The organism is Bilophila sp. T19-St14 (genome assembly GCF_059728385.1).
In genome coordinates this window covers 1,585,032-1,601,599 of the sequence record NZ_BAAGFT010000001.1, presented here as the reverse complement: position 1 = coordinate 1,601,599, position 16,568 = coordinate 1,585,032, and the positions used below count along the sequence as shown (strand labels likewise).

The window sequence follows — 16,568 nt, the reverse complement described above, 5'->3', positions numbered from 1 at the left end:
TTACGCCCCGCAGTGTTTGCGAAGAGCGGCGGAAGCCTGTTCCAGCGCTTCGATGGCGGTGCGCAGCAGGGCGGCAAAGTCCTGCCCGTCCGGGGACGCGGCGGCCTGTTCCAGATCGGAGCTGGCCTTGTGCAGGTTCCCAAGGTGCAGCATGCCCGCGCCGTTTTTGAGGCTGTGCGCCTGACGCCGCAGTTCAGGGCAGAGATCGGGAAGCGTTTCCGGTGACAGGGCGAAGCGTTGCAGGTTGGCCCGGATGTTGGGCTCCTCGCTGAGGAATATCCCCGCCAGCCGTTTGAGGAGGGCTTCACCGCCCAGAGCATCCAGCGCGGCGGCGGGATCGAAGACGGCGGCGGGCTGTTCAGGCTGTTCGGATGTGGGCATGGGCGTTTCCCCTTGTTTCTTGCGGGTGGATGGGAGCAGGCCGGCCACGGCGGAGGCCAGCTTGTCGGCCTGTACGGGCTTGAGCAGCCAGCGGTTGATCCCCATGCGGCGGAATGCCTCCTCGTCGCCGGGGTTCAGCGTGGCGGTCAGCACAAGGATCGGGGTTTCCGGCGCGACGCCGAGTTCCCCGGAACGGATTTGCCCCGCGATGTCGAGCCCGGTCATGTCCGGGAGGCGCATGTCCAGCAGTACGGCGTCGGGCTGCAGCTTGCGGATGAGGTATAAGGCGTCCTCGCCGCTGTTCGCCATGTGCGCGGCATATCCGGCCTGCGTCAGCGCTTCGCTGAGGAACAGGGCCGTAACCGCCGTATCTTCAGCGACGACCAGCCGCCCGCTCGTCCCCGTTTCCGCGGGTCGCTCAGGCTGGGCGAGGGCGGAGGGGGAAGCGGGGCAAGGTGAGGCGGGCGTTTCCGGCAGGCCGTCCGCGTCGGCCGCCAGACGGAACAGGGCCGTGAAGGTGAACACGCTGCCCATGCCGGGCGTGCTGGAGAGCGTCAGATCGCCGCCGAAGCGCCGCGCGATGCCGCGGGCGATGGCAAGCCCGAGGCCGACGCCGGTTTCGTGCGGGCCGCCCGAATCCCGGACGCCCGCACCCTGCTCAAAGCTCTCGAAGATGCGTTCCTGTTCATCCGGGGGGATGCCCCTGCCGGTGTCGATGACTTGGAAGGACAGCGCGCACCGGCCCTCGGAGGCCTGCGTTTCCGACCGGGTGACGCGCAGGGTCACGGAACCCTTTTCCGTAAATTTCACCGCGTTGCCGAGCAGGTTGCCGAGCGCCTGGCGCAGCCGGAAACCGTCGCCTATGAGCCTGTCGGGGACGGAGCCGTCCGTCACGAGCGAAAGCCGGATGTCCCGGCTGGCGCAGGCCGGGCGCAGCACGGCGATGCAGGCGTCGAGCTCGGCGCGCAGGGAGAACGGCGCGCAGCAGGTGGGCTGCCTGTCGGCCTCAAGCAGGGAATAGCGCATGATGCCGTCCACGACCGCAAGCAGGCTGCCGGTGGCCTTCCGAAGGTTGGCAAGCAGATAGCGGTGGCGCGAATCCTGCGTTTCGCGTTCCAGTAGTTCGGCCATGCCGAGGATGCCGGTCAGCGGGGTACGCATATCGTGGGTCATGTTGGCGAGGAAGGCGCTCTTGGTGCGGTTGGCGGCTTCGGCAAGCTCCTTCTTGCGGTTGATCTGGAACGTGGCCCCGCCGATCCCCACCATGCCGATGATGCCGATGATCCCGAATGCGAGCCCGGTGGTGCGCTTGCGTTCGGTCGCCGCTTCAAAAAGGGGTTCGGCGGAGATGGACACGCTGATGCCGCCGAGCACGTCGCCGACCTTCTTGTCCTGATGGCACTGGATGCAGCTTTCCTTGGCGGGCAGGGCGGCCATATAGCGGTAACGCATGCCCTCCTCGTCGGAAACGAGATCGAAAAGCTCGTGCCCGCCCTTTTCAAAAGAGAGCAGGGCCCCGGTTTCCCACTGATCGGCCCGGTTTTCCGGGCGCTTCGGGGACAGGCTGGAAATGCGGAAGCCCGCCAGCGTGGAGGTGAAGCTTTCCGCGATCTGCCGGGTCATATAGGCGGGGTTGACCTTCACGAGGGTCGTGCCGCCCTCGGCGCGGAGGGTGCGTTCCTCCTCCGGCAGCCACGGGTTGGCGGGGCAGCCGGGGTGCTCGCGGACCCAGACGCCGCCGTTGTTGGCGTTCCAATTGCGGGTATCCACGATGCTGGAGAAGAGTGTCGCCGTCTGGATGCGGGCCAGCCCCGTGGTGTACTCGTCCTCGCGCTGGGCGGTCCAGCGGAACAACGTAAACAGCAGCAGCCCCCAGAGCAGGGTGATCAGCAGGGGAAGGCGCAGCACGCGCCATGAGAACGTGGACATGGAAGGCTCCTCTCAGGAACGGAGGCAGGGGAATCCGTGATCCCGGCTGTCCGCATCCCTGAAATTATGGACGGCTTGCCCGGTGCCTGCCCCCCCGCATCGTTTTTGCTCTCTCGAACCGGCGGGGCGGCGTTTGGGCTATGATAAAAGAGGAATCATTCTTAACAGGTTGTCTGAATCGGACAAGTTGTCAGTTTTTTCTGACTAGCTGTCATAAAAACCATACTGTAGCAAGGGAAAAGGAAGGATAGAACCCCCTCTTCATTTTTGCCGCTCCGGTATCCTTTGTCATTTCAAGAGGATTGCATCTTGTACGAAAAGGCGCAATTCCGGCATGGTTTTTGATGGAAGGGCTGAGAGGATTGCCGTTCGCGGCGCGCCGGGAGACGGCCCGCCAAGGCGGTTTTGGTATCTGTTGCAAGAGGAGGCAAGAATGTCTGAGGAGTCACCCCGCAAGTGCCCGTGGTTGAAGATGCTGCTGGGCGGCGTTGCGCTGGGCGTGCTCGTGCTGGCAGGGCTGGCTTGGGGTATGCGGGTGACGGATGCGCGTCCCTTCTGTTCCAGTTGTCATATCATGGAACAGGCCGCACGGACGCACAAGCTGTCCCCCCATGCCAAGCTGGCCTGCAACGAATGTCACGCTCCGGCGGCGTTGTTGCCGAAGCTGCCCTTTAAGGCGAAGGAAGGCGCCAGGGATTTCTATATGAATACCTTTGGCGATGTGGAGCTTCCCATCGTGGCGGGCATGGCGACGAAGGACGTCGTCAACGCGAACTGCAAGGCCTGTCATTTTGCAACCAACGAGAATGTCGCCAGCATGGACGCCAAGCCCTACTGCGTCGACTGTCACCGTAGTGCGCAGCACATGCGCATGAAGCCCATCAGCACAAGGATGGTGGCCGATGAATAGCCGTGTATTCTGCACTTTGATCAGGTTGGCGGTGGTGTGCGCCGCCTTGGGGCTTGCCGCGGGCTGTGACGACGTGTCCACAGCCGAATTGAAGACCCCGGTCTACAAGACGGGCTTGAAGGACTCCGACGACAACAAGACCTCGGCGTTTCGCAAGGACTTTCCCCTTCAGGCCGCCAGCTACGACCGCAACAACGAATCCACGTTCATGAGCAAGTACAAGGGCTCCGTCAACTTCATGAAGAACGACGACGTGAACCCGCTGCCCGAAGGCTACAAGCAGGCGGCCCAGCCCTATCTCAAGAACCTGTGGCTCGGCTATCCCTTCATGTACGAATACCGTGAAGCGCGCGGCCACACGTATGCAATCCACGACATCCTCGAAATCGACCGCATCAACCGGTACGGCGAAAAGGGCGGGATGCCCGCCACCTGTTGGAACTGCAAGACCCCCAAGATGGTGCAGTGGATCAAGCAGTACGGCGACGATTTCTGGGCCAAGGACTTCAACCAGTTCCGCACGGAAGTCACGGATGACGACTCCATCGGCTGCGCGACCTGCCACAACGCCGAAAACATGCAGCTCCAGCTCTACAGCGAGCCGCTCAAGGATTATCTGAAGTCCGTGGGCAAGGATCCCGCAAAGCTCCCCCGCAGCGAGATGCGTTCGCTCGTGTGCGCCCAGTGCCATGTGGAATACTACTTCAACGATCCCGGACACGGCCCCGCGAAGCGCCCTGTTTTCCCGTGGAAGAACGGCTTCACGCCCGAAGCCATCTATAGCGTGTATGAGGACAACGGCAACGTGGACATGCCCGGCTTCAAGGGCAAGTTCGCCGACTGGGTGCACCCCGTTTCCCAGACGCCCATGCTGAAGATGCAGCATCCCGACTATGAAACGTGGATCGACGGCCCGCATGGCGCCGCCGGTGTGTCCTGCGCCGACTGCCACATGCCGTACCAGCGTGAGGAAGGCAAGAAGATGTCCAGCCACTGGTGGACTTCGCCCCTGCGTGACCCCGAACTGCGCGCCTGCCGCCAGTGCCATGCCGACAAGACCGCGGCCTACCTGCGCGGGCGCATCGAATATACGCAGGACAAGACCTATAAGCAGCTTCTCGTGGCGCAGGAATACTCCGTGCGCGCCCACGAAGCCGTGCGCCTTGCCCTTGAGTACGCCGGAGAAAAGCCCGCCGATTATGATCAGTTGATCATCCGGGCCAAGGAAGCCGTCCGCAAGGGCCAGATGTTCTGGGATTTCGTGTCCGCCGAAAACAGCGTCGGGTTCCATAACCCCGCCAAGGCCCTTGACACCCTGACCAGTTCCATCACCCTGAGCCAGGACGCCGTCAACGCGGCGCTCAAGGCCACCAACTACGGCATCGCGCCGAAGCTGGAAGGCGACATCAAGCAGGTTGTGCCGCCCATCCTTAAGATGAGCCGCAAGCTCCAGCAGGACCCCGAATACCTCAAGACCCATCCGTGGTTCGCGTACCTGAAGCCCCTGCCGAAGGCCGGACAGATGTGGGAAGGCAACAAGAAGATCCAGTAGGCGTATGATGAAGGGGGAAGCCTCACCCACAGGCGGAAGCCGGGGATTCCCCCCTTTCCTCTCAACGCTATGAACGCATCATGCGGGTGGGAGGAGACCCTTAAGGCGGGCGCTGATCGCCGTGCCCTTTTGGGTGAAAGATTCCTTCCTTTTTTCTTCGGGAGAATCCCCTCCCGTCCACCTCATCCTCACTTCATAAACGGCAAGCCCCTCCGATGTATGACCGGAAGGGCTTGCCGTTTGGTTGATGGGCTGTGCGCCGTGATGGTTTTTGGTGGGGCAGCGGGCCTGTTTTATTGAGGTAATGCCCGTTCGTGGGAAAAGTTTTCCGGGCGCGTGAGGGAAGCGCTATTTTTTCCCGCCGTCGATGTCCACGGCCGTTTGGGAGGGATCCTCCTGCGCCGCATCCCCTTCGGAGGGCGGAAGCGCGGCTGAAGCGTCCACATCCACGGCGGGGGGCAGGGCCCCGGACTGGCCGCCGGGGACGGAGGGCAGCATGCGCAGTTCCGTGGTCGGCGCGTGCTTGGTGTCGAGGATGACCATGCCGGTACGTTCCAGCACTTCGTGGCGGAATGCGTATTCCGCTTCCATCTGTTTGGTTTTGTAATGCATCCACGCCCGGACGACATAGCTGATGATCCAGGCTGCGGCGAAGCCGCCCACGACCCATATGGCGACCATATGGAAGTTTTCCCCCAGTTTCAGGAGCAGGCTCATCACCCCGTCGAGATAGTAGATCGCGGCGCACATGAGCACGAAGCCCGCGAACAGGATCACCGTGGGCGCTCCCCGGACCAGCGCGTAAAACGTCTGCATCCGCTGCGGGACGCCTTCGAGGTTCACGTCTTCGCCGCCGCGCGCCCCCCGCGAGAAGCCGAGGCTCACGAGGTTGACCAGCAGCATGGCGAGCACGGGAACCATGACCACGGCGACCAGATAGCCTATCCACGGGAATTGGAAGTGCGGCACGCCGCTGGACGAGGGCTGGGCGTTGGTGATGCTGATGATGATGGCGCCCACCGTTACCGCGAGCTCCATGAGGACGATGCCGATGACGAGGTAGAGGAATAAGGTCTTCTGCTCTTTTTCAGTGAATTGCTTGCCGAACAGCGTGTGGTGCTTCTGTTCCGCGCCGCCGTCCTGCGGGGTTTCGGGGGCATCCTTGGAGGCTTCGGCCTCCTTGCGCTCCGCATGTTCGTATTTGGAAAGGTTCATGTATGCTCCATTGCTTGGTGATGGACACCATTGGTATGGTTTCAAGCTGGGGTAGTATCATAAAGCCGTGCCGTCCGCCAAGCTATGGCCCGCCTCTCCACCGCTGGGGCGTCTTCCCTGAGCCGCGCACGGGACATCGGCACTTTCATATAGGCATGACGCCATAACGGGCCCAAAAGCGCATCCGAACCCTTTCAAAAGACATCGGAAAGGCGAATCCCCCGCCCCAGCACGGTCATGGACTGGCGGAAGGGGGTATGATAACGGTAAAGGACAAACGAACCGAACCGCGCCCGCCGAGGGAACCAACCATCTGCCGAGGAAAACTATCGTGTCTTCTCACAAGGTTATCAAGACAATTGCGGAAATCAACGAGCGCATCAAAAAAGGCAAGGCCGTAGTCCTCAACGCCGAGGAAATGGTCGAGGCCGTCCGGCGCATGGGCCCGGAAAAAGCCGCCCGTGAAGTCGACGTGGTGACCACGGGCACGTTCTCGCCCATGTGCTCGTCCGGCTTGCTGTTCAACATCGGCCAGCCCGAACCGCCGAAAATCCGCACCACCAAGGTCTGGATGAACGACGTCCCCGCCTATGCCGGGCTTGCCGCCGTGGACGCCTATCTCGGCGCTACCGAGCTGCCCGAAGACGATCCCCAGAACAAGGTCTATCCGGGCCAGTTCAAATACGGCGGCGCACACGTCATCGAAGATCTCGTAGCCGGGCGCAGCATCCATCTGCGGGCGGCTTCATACGGGACGGACTGCTACCCCCGCCGGGCCCTCGACCGCACCATCACTCTGGCGGATCTGGCTTTCGCGCAGCTTCTGAACCCGCGCAACTGCTACCAGAATTACAATGCGGCGGTGAACTGCACCAGCCGCACCATTTATACGTACATGGGGCCGCTCAAGCCGGACATGCGGAATGTGAACTTTGCCACGGCGGGCTGCCTCTCGCCGCTGTTCAATGATCCGTGGTTCCGCACCATCGGCACCGGGACGCGCATTTTCCTCGGAGGCGGGCAAGGTTACGTCATCGGTGCGGGCACGCAGCACGACCCCTCACCCCAGCGCACTGAAAAAGGGCTCCCCCTCAGCGGATCGGGCACGCTCATGGTGCGCGGCGACCTCAAGGGCATGAAGCCCCGCTACCTGCGCGGCCTGTCCCTCACCGGATACGGCGTTTCGCTGGCGGTGGGCGTGGGGATTCCGATCCCGATCCTCAATGAGGACATGGCGGCCTTCACCGGGGTTTCCAACGAGGACATCCTGATGCCCGTGAAGGATTACGGGTATGACTACCCCAATGGGCTGCCCCGGATCATCCAGCATGTGCGTTTCTCCGACCTGCTTTCCGGCGAGGTGGAAATCCAGGGCCGCAAGATCCCGACCGTGCCTCTGACCAGCCATATGATTTCCCTTGAAATAGCCGATACGCTCAAGGCGTGGATCGGGAAAGGCGAGTTCCTTCTGACAGAAGCGGTTGACCGTATCCCGGCATATTGATGGGCCGTTGGGGAAGCGGTCTTTTCCGAAGGCTGTATCATAGAAAATGGTTGATGCTTTTTCCTTGAAACTCCAAAGGGATAACCGGAAAAATGCCTTAACCGCGGATCCCGCCAAGGGGGAAACTGGAAAAAAGCTCTATTTTTCACCGCACTGCGGAGATGAAACAACTACATACTTTAACAGAGCCTTTCCGAAAGGATCCGCCATAGCGTGTTGTTTCATCCCCACAAGTTTCGGAAGGCTCCGCCAGAGATGGCATTGTACAGCTGATCCGGCGATGTCAGGAAGTGAAATGGGGGGGCTTCTCCACAACATGGTGAAGGCAGGGCTTTTCCTTTTTCTGCTGGCGAACCTCATGGCCGAGGCAACTTGTTTTGGGGGGGGCGAAAGCCTGACGAGCGGCCCGCACAGCGTGGCTGGATCGGCGAACAGGCACTTCTCACGCGGCTTGCTGACGAGGGGCACGCATAGCGTGGCTGCAGAACGGCATTGTGATTATTGTGATTTTAAGAAAAATATCAACAGATTACTATGGCGGCATCTTCTGGAAAAGGCCCTGCCCCTTCCCGGAGTGTCGGCCCGGATTGTGCGGGAGATTCGCTTCTGCAATGAAAACAACATTCCAGCTATCTGAAATTCAAAATGAATTTTTTAGAAAAGGCTGTGTCATAGAAAACGGTTAATGCTTTATTTCCTTGAAATTTCAAAGAAATAACCAATAAAATCCCCCAATCACAGAGCCCACCAGCGGAAAATTTTGAGAAAAAACATATATTTTCAGTATATTGCTAAAACAAAACAACCATGTACCATGACAGAGCCTTAGAAAATCATCAAAAAGGCGAATGTCTCGATTGAGCCTATCCCTTTATCTTTCAAGCCGTTTGCCCTATCTTGAATCCTTGCTTGCGGAAGCGGGCAATAGGGACGGCCTGCGGGCAGGGCGGGAAAGGCGGCCTCAGGAGGGGGCGGCGTGCTTGTCTTTTGCGGGAACGGCATTAACGTTATAAGGCGATTTTCTTTGGAAGCCGGGCGCTCCGGCTTTCCTCTTCTTTCCGTACAAACGTAGCGAGACGAGGTGTTTTGGTGAAACTCCCCGAATTTGGTTTTTTGGAAAAATGCAAGATTGTCGGCAAGACGCTGCTGGTGCAGGTTTGTTTGTTCATTACGTTGCTGCTGCTCGCGTGGGGCAGCCAGGCTCTGTATGCGAAGATCGATCGCACGGAATTCCCCACCCCCGTCCAGATCGCCGAAGCCGACAAGCTCGATGAGAACGCCAAAGGGAAGGCGCTGGTGGACGCCATCACGCATCAGATGCGCTATGAACTGGACTCCACGTTCGGATGGAGCATCAACGACATTTTGTTCAACCGGTTTGTGCTGGACAACCGGGCTTACCGGCAGTACGGCGTGTACCATGCCACCAAGGTGCTGATGGATCTGTATTCCATGACCATCGCCAAGCTCGGCACCAACGACCGCGAGAACGAGATGCTCTACAAGGCCCGCCTGAACAGCTTCGCCATCGATCCGCGCAGCTTCATGTTCCCGTCCGCCGAGTCGTCCTACAAGAAGGGGCTCAAGCTCATTGAGCAGTATAAGGAAAGCCTCGACAAGGGCACCGGCGTGTACAACTGCCGGACTGACGACCTGTATGCCTCCTTTGACCTTGTGATCGGCGAAAACCTGCTCGGCTACGCGCTCGGCCTGCTCGAAAACTCGCAGGAACTGCCGTTCTACACGCTGGACAACCGCATTTATGAAGTGCAGGGCATTGTGCTGGTCGTGAGGGACTTCATCAACGCGCTGTATGAACTGTACCCCGAAATCAGCAGCAAGGGGAATGCGGGCAACATGGCCGCCGCGATAGAATACATGAACCGGATCTGCACCTATGATCCGCTGTACGTCACCTCTAAGGTCAACTCCGGCGAACTCATCATTTCCTATGTGCTGTTCGCCAAGAACCGCCTTGAAGACATCCGCAACAGCATACGCATCTAAGTTTTTTATGGCTCTGTTGTAGCATGTGGTTTTTCAGCTCCACAGTGCGGTGAAAATACAGCCTTTTTCTCCGGTTTTCCCCTCGGCGGGAACCACGGCCAAGGCGTTTTGCCGGTTATCCCTCTGGAGCTTCAAGGAAAAAAGCATCAACCATTTTCTATGACACAGCCTTTTTCATCAAGCGCAAAGCAAAAGGGAGGACGGCATGCCGTCCTCCCTTTTTTCGTAGGGAATCCCCCGTCAGGCGGGAAGTTCCCAAAAGCGCATCCGCCGCCTTCCAAAAACTGGGGGCTACGCGCCGTAGTATTCCTTATACCACTTCACGAACTGCCCGACGCCGTATTCCACGGACGTCTGCGGGCGGAACCCGGTGTCCGCGATGAGGTCGGAGACGTCGGCCCATGTGGCTTCCACATCGCCGGGCTGCATGGGCATGAGGTTGCGGACGGCTTTTTTGCCGAGGGCGTCTTCAAGCGTGCTGATGAAAGTCCCCAGTTCGACCGTATTGTTGTTGCCGATATTGTAGATACGCCACGGCGCGGTGCTGGTCGAAGGGTTGGGCTTGGCGCTGTCCCACTCAGGATCGGGCTGGGGGATACGGGCCATGACGCGCATCACGCCCTCGATGATGTCGTCGATGTAGGTAAAGTCGCGGCGCATCTTGCCCTCATTGAAGACCTTGATGGGCTCCCCGGCGAGGATGGCCTTGGTGAACAGGTAGAGGGCCATATCCGGGCGGCCCCACGGCCCGTAGACGGTGAAGAAGCGCAGCCCCGTAGCCGGAAGGCGGTACAGGTGGCTGTAGGTGTGGGCCATGAGCTCGTTGGCTTTTTTGGAGGCCGCATACAGGCTGACCGGGTGATCCACGTTGTCGCGCACGGAGAAGGGCATGGACGTATTCATGCCGTACACGGAACTGGACGAGGCGAACACCAGATGCCCCACTTTCCCGTGGCGGCAGCATTCGAGCAGGTTGCCGAAGCCCACGAGGTTGGACTGGACGTAGCTTTTGGGGTTGATGAGGCTGTAGCGCACGCCCGCCTGCGCCGCGAGGTTCACGACATGCGAGAACGTGTTGCGGCCGAATACGGCTTCCAGCGCGGCATCATCGGCGAGATCCGTATGCTCGAAGGTGAATCCGGGCAGGGCCCGCAACTGCGCAAGGCGATCCTTCTTGAGCTGTACCGAATAGTAATCGTTGAGGTTGTCGATGCCGACGACCGTATGCCCCTCGGCGATTAGGCGTTTGGAAAGATGGAATCCGATGAACCCGGCTGCGCCGGTGACGAGAACGTGCATGTAGACCTCTTTGGCTGATTGATGCGTGGGAAGAGGTGCCCGGCCGCGTTTTCCGCGCAAAGGGGACGCCTCCGATAGTTTGCCCGTAAAAAGGCTGTTCCGCTGCGGATGGCACGCCGCACCCCCCAATGAAAGGGACACACCCGGAAGGGCTGCCCCGTCTTCCTTAAACCCCTTCTATCTTCCCGCAATAATGGATTTTAAGAAGGTGATAAGCTGGGCATAGCGCTGCGGCTCCCCAATGAGGCCGTCGACGTGCGGCGTGACCACATAGCGGTATCCGTGCACGATGCTCGGCAAAAGCGGGCGCAGATCGGCAAGGCCGAGAGCGGGCGGGACCTGCCCGCACATGAGGATGACGCTTTCGGGTTTGAGCGCGGCTATGCCGCTCAAAAACATCCGGGCGTCAACCGTCGCCTCCGATTCGCCGTCCCCATAGGGATAGCGGTTCAAGGGCCAGAACGCATGGCTCCCCTTGGGGAGCGCCATATCCCCAAGCAAACGGCGCAGGAAATCGCGGTGGGCGGCATCGGCGTCGCCGCCCAGGTCACGGCTGAGGGACGGATAAGACCAGACCAGCAAGGGGCGGGGCGGGGTCTTTTTGAGCAGCGCCTGCCAATAGGCGGGCCATGCGTCCGGCGGCAGGATGTCGGCGGCCCGCGCCGCTTTTTTGGGGGCGCTGGAAACAGCCTGCGGCTGCTGGGGAGGGACGTAGGGAGGCGGCTGGCGGCGTCCCTCGCGCTGCTGCGGCGCGCCGTACTGCCGGGGGGGGCGGACGGGAGGCGCGGCTTCGGACGGTTCGAGTTCCGGGCGCGCCAGCAGCCGTTCCCTGACCTCGTCGTCGAGGAGCAGATGCGTGATCCCGGCCTGGCGCCACGGACGGAAGGCCGGGGAAATGTTCAGCGGGACAGGAGCCACGAGAGCAGTCTCCACGCAACGTCTGTTTTGGAAAGGCGTACCCAGCGTTCTTCGCGCCCGGAGGCGTCGGCGACGAAAACCGTGTTGTCCGCCGTGCCGAAACCGTCCTGGAGCAGGTTGCCCACGACCATATCGGCTTTTTTGGAAACGAGCTTGCCGCGGACGGAGCCTTCAAGGTTCTGCGATTCGGCGGCAAAGCCCACGACCTTTTGATCCGGCCTGCGGCCTGCGGCGAGCGTTTTCAGGATGTCCGGGTTGGGTGCGAAATGGACGTCGAACCCGTCGGGGGCGTCGCTTTTCTTAAACTTCTTGTCGCCGCCCTGCGCCGGAGGCACAGGGGAGAAGTCGGCTACGGCGGCGGTAAACACGCCCGCGTCGCACTGCGGCCACACCGAAGCGGCGGCCTCCAGCATGTGCCGGGCCGATCCGACGTTGTGCCGGGCGATCCCGGCGGGCAGCCACGGCGTGCCCGGCCCGCAGACGGCCTCGACCCGCGCGCCGCGCAGCCATGCGGCCACGGCGACCGCCGCGCCCATCGTCCCGGTAGACGGGTTCGTCCAGAAACGCAGCCCGTCCCAGTGCTCGCGGGTGGGGCCGAGGGTGACCATGACCCGCATGCCTTCCATATCCTGCGGGGCCAGCGCGCGCAGCCCGGCGAGGTAGATTTCCCGCAGGTCGGCAAGGCGTCCCTGCCCTTCCTCGCCGCATGCCGTACGCCCGCAGCCGGGTTCGACCACGGCGCATCCCCTCCCGCGGAGGATGGCGATATTGGCCTGCGTAGCCGGATGGCTCCACATGGCGGGATTCATGGCGGGGGCGATGACGGCCTTGCCCCGGAAGGCAAGGGCTTGGCAGGCCAGCAGTTCGTCGGCCTGCCCCTGCGCCAGCCGCGCGATGGTGGCGGCGGAGGCGGGGGCGATGACGAGGGCCTGCGCCACTTGGCCCGGTTCGAGATGGGCGAAGGGCGAGGGCGCCTGCGGATCATCAAAGGCCGCCGTGTATACCGGGGCCGCGCCGAGTGCGGCAAACGTCAGCTGCGTGACGAATTTCTGGGCGGAGGGGGTCAGGGTCGCACTGACGGAAACCCCCGCATCCTGCCACTGGCGCACGAGATCAAGCGCACGGTAGGCGGCGACGGAGCCGCACACGCCAAGATGGAGGCGGGCCCCGCCGACGCCGCGGAAGGCGAGATGTGCGTCCATTACTGGCTCAGGCCCTGCTGATGCACGCCGCCGGAGCTGCCCGTGCCCGTGGACGTGTCGGGCGTCAGATAGAACGACGGGGTGGAGCTGCCGCCCGCGTCCATTCCGGCGGAGATCCCGCCGTTGCCCATAGTCGGCAGGACGCCGTCGGCGAGCCGGGTCATGGCCCAGATTTCCATAGCGGCGGTGGTGGTCTGATCATAATAGTAGATCACCACGTACCGTTCGCCTTTTTCGTACAGGTGCATGGTCTTGGAGCCGATGGCAGCGCCGCGCAGGTTCCAGCCCTGACGGTTCATGTTCAAAATCATGGCGTTGGCGAGGGAGGGCTTATCCACGCGGCCTTCGACGGTGATGAGGCCGGTCTTGGTTCCGTCCTGAGCCACGGAAATGAGGCTGCGCTTGGCGTCCACGGACATATCGCGGGGAATCGGGACATCGGGGAACTGATCAAAATAGACTTCGCTGCCGTCGGAGGATTTCGTCTCGAACGGATTGGAAATATTGAGCTCCGCGCACCCGGAAAGGGGGAGCAGGGAACAGATGAGCAGCAGGCAGTAAAGAGCACGCATGGGAAACTCCTTCGTCATGGCGGTGTCCGGGAACCCCCGGCTTTCTGTTCATAGCCAATCTTCGCATGATGCGCAAATAGAAGGCGATGGCGTTCCCGGCCCTTGCCCAAAGGAAAACCCGGAAGCCTGCCCTTGTATCCCCAAAGGGCTACCATCTGAGGCCCATATGCGCATAGGTATCGCCTGCTCCCCCCTCTACCCCAAAAGGCTGGTGCCGGAACGGGCTCTTATCAGGGAACCGTTGGATATCCTGCGGCTGCTCCCCCCGGCTCGCGCCGGGATGGACTCTTTACGAACGAAACGCAAACCGGCCGCATCCGCTCCCCCCGGCTTGCGCGGGAACGGACTCCTTCCGCGCGGCCTCCCCGCCAGTCGAAAATCTTTGAAGAGGATAGGGGAGGCTTGGAGGGGGAAGGGGAAACTTTCTCTAGAAAGTTTCCCCTTCCCCCTCCAACTATCCTAATACCTATCCCATACCCCTTACGCCATCCAGTACCGGATCAGCGCCACGGTGCCCATGCCGACGGCAAGCGCGCCGAACAAGCTGCCTTTTTTGTACCAGCAGATGAGCAGGGTGGGGAAGGTGGCGATGAGGAACAGGTTGTCCCCAGCAATATTGAGCTTGCCGTCAGCGAGGAGCAGATCGGGCGCGACCAGCGCGGCGAGCACGGAAACGGGCACAAAGGAGAGCCAGCGCGTCAGGAGCGGCGGCAGCTCGCGCCCCGCCAGCAGCGTGACCGGGAGCACGCGGGGGATGAGGGTCACGAGGGTCATGCCGAGGATGCAGAGCAGGAGATCGATGTTCATGCTTTCTTCCTGAGGGCGTCGATGTTGCGGTCGCGGTGGGTGACGAGCAGGGCCCCGATGGTGGAGGTGATGACGCTGGCGATGATGACGTTCCAGCGGCCCGTATCGCACATGGCGAGGATGACGGAAAGCAGCGCCGAGAGGATGGCCGCCAGCGTGTACAGCCGCTCCTTGCACTGGGGGACGAGCAGGGCGAGGAACATGGCGGGCAGGGCGTAATCAAGGCCGAACAGCTTGGGATCGGGCAGGAAGTCGCCGGCCACCGCGCCGATGAGCGTACCGAGCACCCAGCCGCTGTGTGAGGTGAAGTTGGCGGCGTACACCAGCGGAAGCCGCGCCTTCTCGCCTGTGGCCATAGCCATGCTGTGCATGGCGAAAACCTCGTCCGTAAGCCCCCAGCCGATGATGAACTGCTGGAAACGGGTGAACGGCGCGAACCACGGGGCTACGGCGGCGGACATGAGCACATGCCGCAGGTTGATCACGAACGTGGTGAAGACGATGGAAAAGACGGATGCGCCCATCCCCCATAGGCCGACGGCGATGAACTGCCCGGCCCCGGCGTAGACGAACAGGGAAAAGAGCACGGCATATACGGCGGGGATGTTGTTCTGGACGGCAAGCACGCCGTATGCGAAACCAAGCGGCACGTATCCCAAAAAGATGGGGAACCCGCGCTTTATGCCTGTAAGGACGGCGGAGGAGGAAGAGGCTTCCGGTTCCGTCTTGGCGGTTGATTCAATGGTGTCGGACATGATGCTGCTGCGAATGTTGATGGGGGCTGAAAGCTGACGGGATCGGCACAGGGCTCTTGCCGCAAGGACGGAAAGAGCCCTGTGGAAGGAGTCGGAAGATATACCGAAACACACAGGGCGTCTAGTTTAAAAAGGCTCCGTCATAGTACGTGGTTGTTTCATCTCCACAGTGCGGTGAAAATACAGCCTTTTTATCCGATTTTCCCCTTGGCGGGATCCACGGCCAAGGTATTTTCCGGTTATCCCTTTGGAACTTCAAGGAAAAAAGCATCAACCCTTTTCTATAACACAGCCTTTAAAAAAGCCTTTGAAAGCGGGCCGTACTTCATCGGCATAACGCCGGGATGCTTCGCCCGCCTCGCGCCGGGGAATGCGGCAAGAGACATCTTTTGTTTTTGGCTGTGCCATAAAAATGGTTGATACCTTTTTCTTTGAAGTTCCAAGGGGATAACCAATAAAATGTCTCAGCCATGAAGTCCGCCGATGAGAAAACTGGAGAAAAAGGCCGTATGTCCACCGTGCTGTGGAGATGAAACAACCACGTACTATGACGGAGCCTTGTTTTTTAGGGGATGCGTTTGTCTCAGAGCCACAATATGGTGAAGACACAGCCCCTTTTTCGTTTGGCTGTGCCATAGGAAACGGTTGATGCTTTATTTCTTGAAATTCCAAAGGAATAACTAAAACGCCCCAATCATGGAGCCCGCTAGCGGAAAGATTGGAGAAAAAGCCTCTGTTTTCAGCATCCTGCTGAAATAAAACAACCATATACTATGACAGGGCCTTTCGTTTTCCCCGTGCCGGGTTCCATGATTGAGGCGTTTTGCCGGCTAGCTGTTTGGGGCTTCAAGAAACAAAGCATCAACCATTCCCTGTGGCACGCCCTGAAAAAAGCCCCTGCCGGAACAGGGGCCTTTTCCACCGCTATGGAGAGCAAGTTACGGGCGGATCAGGTCAAACAACAGCGGCCGGTCTGCCTCAAGAAAGGGCAGCGTTTGGGCCTCTTCGGGCGTCACCCAGCGGAAGGCCTGCCCGTCGTTGGCGGCAGGCTCCCCGGAAAATTCGGTGATATGGAAGAAATGGAGCCGCACCGAACGGAAATCGTAATCGTGCTCAACCGTGCGCCAGAGCTTCGGGTTGCGGATGGACAAGGACAATTCCTCAGCGAGTTCGCGGGCAAGGGCCGCTTCCAGCGACTCGCCGGGTTCGACCTTTCCGCCGGGGAATTCCCAAAAACCGGCCTGCGGGTGACCTTCCGGGCGCTGTGCCGCGAGAAACGAGCCGCCGCGCCACAAGATGCCGCCCACCACTTCGATTCGTGCCTTCCCTTCCATCTTCCCCCCTTAAAAAACAAGGCTGTGCCATAGGAAACGGCTGATGCTTTATTTCCTGAAATTCCAAAGGAATAACCCATAAATGCCCCAATTATGGAGCCCATCAGCGGAAAATCAGAGAAAAAGTATCTTCAGTATGCTACGGAAATAAAACAACCATGTGCCATGACAGAGCCAAAACAG

General features: G+C 60.5%; 15 protein-coding genes. 5 read left to right on the top strand and 10 right to left on the bottom strand.

What is annotated here, in order from left to right:
* On the bottom strand, positions 1-2,310 hold the full coding sequence (locus tag AC6I1V_RS06945) for an ATP-binding protein (protein WP_486853520.1): 2,310 nt from the start codon (positions 2,308-2,310) through the stop codon (positions 1-3).
* A gap of 433 nt (positions 2,311-2,743) precedes the next feature.
* On the opposite strand from AC6I1V_RS06945, the gene AC6I1V_RS06940 reads away from it, so the two are divergent.
* Together AC6I1V_RS06940 and AC6I1V_RS06935 are read left to right on the top strand one after the other, a co-directional pair.
* A complete protein-coding gene (locus AC6I1V_RS06940) occupies positions 2,744-3,220 on the top strand; it encodes a cytochrome c3 family protein (RefSeq protein ID WP_302552728.1) in 477 nt (158 codons plus the stop codon).
* Positions 3,213-4,772, top strand: coding sequence for an ammonia-forming cytochrome c nitrite reductase subunit c552 (locus tag AC6I1V_RS06935; protein ID WP_479859313.1), 1,560 nt, complete (start codon positions 3,213-3,215; stop codon positions 4,770-4,772). The genes AC6I1V_RS06940 and AC6I1V_RS06935 overlap by 8 nt, the downstream gene beginning before the upstream one ends.
* A 348-nt stretch (positions 4,773-5,120) precedes the next feature.
* Here the strand turns inward: AC6I1V_RS06935 and AC6I1V_RS06930 are convergent, their stop codons facing one another.
* Positions 5,121-5,987, bottom strand: coding sequence for a hypothetical protein (locus tag AC6I1V_RS06930; protein ID WP_308770420.1), 867 nt, complete (start codon positions 5,985-5,987; stop codon positions 5,121-5,123).
* A 331-nt stretch (positions 5,988-6,318) separates the two neighbouring features.
* Between AC6I1V_RS06930 and AC6I1V_RS06925 the strand changes: the two genes are divergently transcribed.
* The 3 genes from AC6I1V_RS06925 (at position 6,319) to AC6I1V_RS06915 (ending at position 9,498) form a co-directional block, all read left to right on the top strand.
* Complete coding sequence (locus AC6I1V_RS06925) at positions 6,319-7,491, top strand: homocysteine biosynthesis protein (protein ID WP_486853519.1); 1,173 nt, start codon at positions 6,319-6,321, stop codon at positions 7,489-7,491.
* A 46-nt stretch (positions 7,492-7,537) separates the two neighbouring features.
* On the top strand, positions 7,538-8,128 hold the full coding sequence (locus AC6I1V_RS06920; protein WP_486853518.1) for a hypothetical protein: 591 nt from the start codon (positions 7,538-7,540) through the stop codon (positions 8,126-8,128).
* 452 nt (positions 8,129-8,580) lie between these two features.
* A complete protein-coding gene (locus AC6I1V_RS06915; protein ID WP_302552732.1) occupies positions 8,581-9,498 on the top strand; it encodes a DUF2333 family protein in 918 nt (305 codons plus the stop codon).
* Positions 9,499-9,789: 291 nt separating this feature from the next.
* Here the strand turns inward: AC6I1V_RS06915 and AC6I1V_RS06910 are convergent, their stop codons facing one another.
* From AC6I1V_RS06910 to AC6I1V_RS06875, 8 genes are all read right to left on the bottom strand, one after another.
* Positions 9,790-10,797 carry an NAD-dependent epimerase gene (locus tag AC6I1V_RS06910; protein ID WP_337430722.1) on the bottom strand — a complete coding sequence of 336 codons (1,008 nt, stop codon included), beginning with the start codon at positions 10,795-10,797 and terminating at the stop codon, positions 9,790-9,792.
* A 177-nt stretch (positions 10,798-10,974) separates the two neighbouring features.
* Positions 10,975-11,715, bottom strand: a complete 741-nt coding sequence (locus AC6I1V_RS06905; protein ID WP_486853517.1) for a hypothetical protein — start codon at positions 11,713-11,715, stop codon at positions 10,975-10,977.
* Complete coding sequence (coaBC, locus tag AC6I1V_RS06900) at positions 11,697-12,917, bottom strand: bifunctional phosphopantothenoylcysteine decarboxylase/phosphopantothenate--cysteine ligase CoaBC (protein WP_486853516.1); 1,221 nt, start codon at positions 12,915-12,917, stop codon at positions 11,697-11,699. Before coaBC ends, AC6I1V_RS06905 begins: the two co-directional genes overlap by 19 nt.
* Positions 12,917-13,489, bottom strand: a complete 573-nt coding sequence (locus AC6I1V_RS06895; protein WP_302552737.1) for a hypothetical protein — start codon at positions 13,487-13,489, stop codon at positions 12,917-12,919. Before AC6I1V_RS06895 ends, coaBC begins: the two co-directional genes overlap by 1 nt.
* 480 nt (positions 13,490-13,969) lie before the next feature.
* Positions 13,970-14,296 carry an AzlD domain-containing protein gene (locus AC6I1V_RS06890; protein WP_302552738.1) on the bottom strand — a complete coding sequence of 109 codons (327 nt, stop codon included), beginning with the start codon at positions 14,294-14,296 and terminating at the stop codon, positions 13,970-13,972.
* Positions 14,293-15,051 carry an AzlC family ABC transporter permease gene (locus AC6I1V_RS06885; RefSeq protein ID WP_302552739.1) on the bottom strand — a complete coding sequence of 253 codons (759 nt, stop codon included), beginning with the start codon at positions 15,049-15,051 and terminating at the stop codon, positions 14,293-14,295. Before AC6I1V_RS06885 ends, AC6I1V_RS06890 begins: the two co-directional genes overlap by 4 nt.
* Positions 15,052-15,321: 270 nt before the next feature.
* Positions 15,322-15,819, bottom strand: coding sequence for a hypothetical protein (locus AC6I1V_RS06880; protein WP_486853515.1), 498 nt, complete (start codon positions 15,817-15,819; stop codon positions 15,322-15,324).
* A 170-nt stretch (positions 15,820-15,989) separates the two neighbouring features.
* Positions 15,990-16,385, bottom strand: coding sequence for a (deoxy)nucleoside triphosphate pyrophosphohydrolase (locus tag AC6I1V_RS06875; RefSeq protein WP_486853514.1), 396 nt, complete (start codon positions 16,383-16,385; stop codon positions 15,990-15,992).
* Positions 16,386-16,568: the final 183 nt, after the last annotated feature.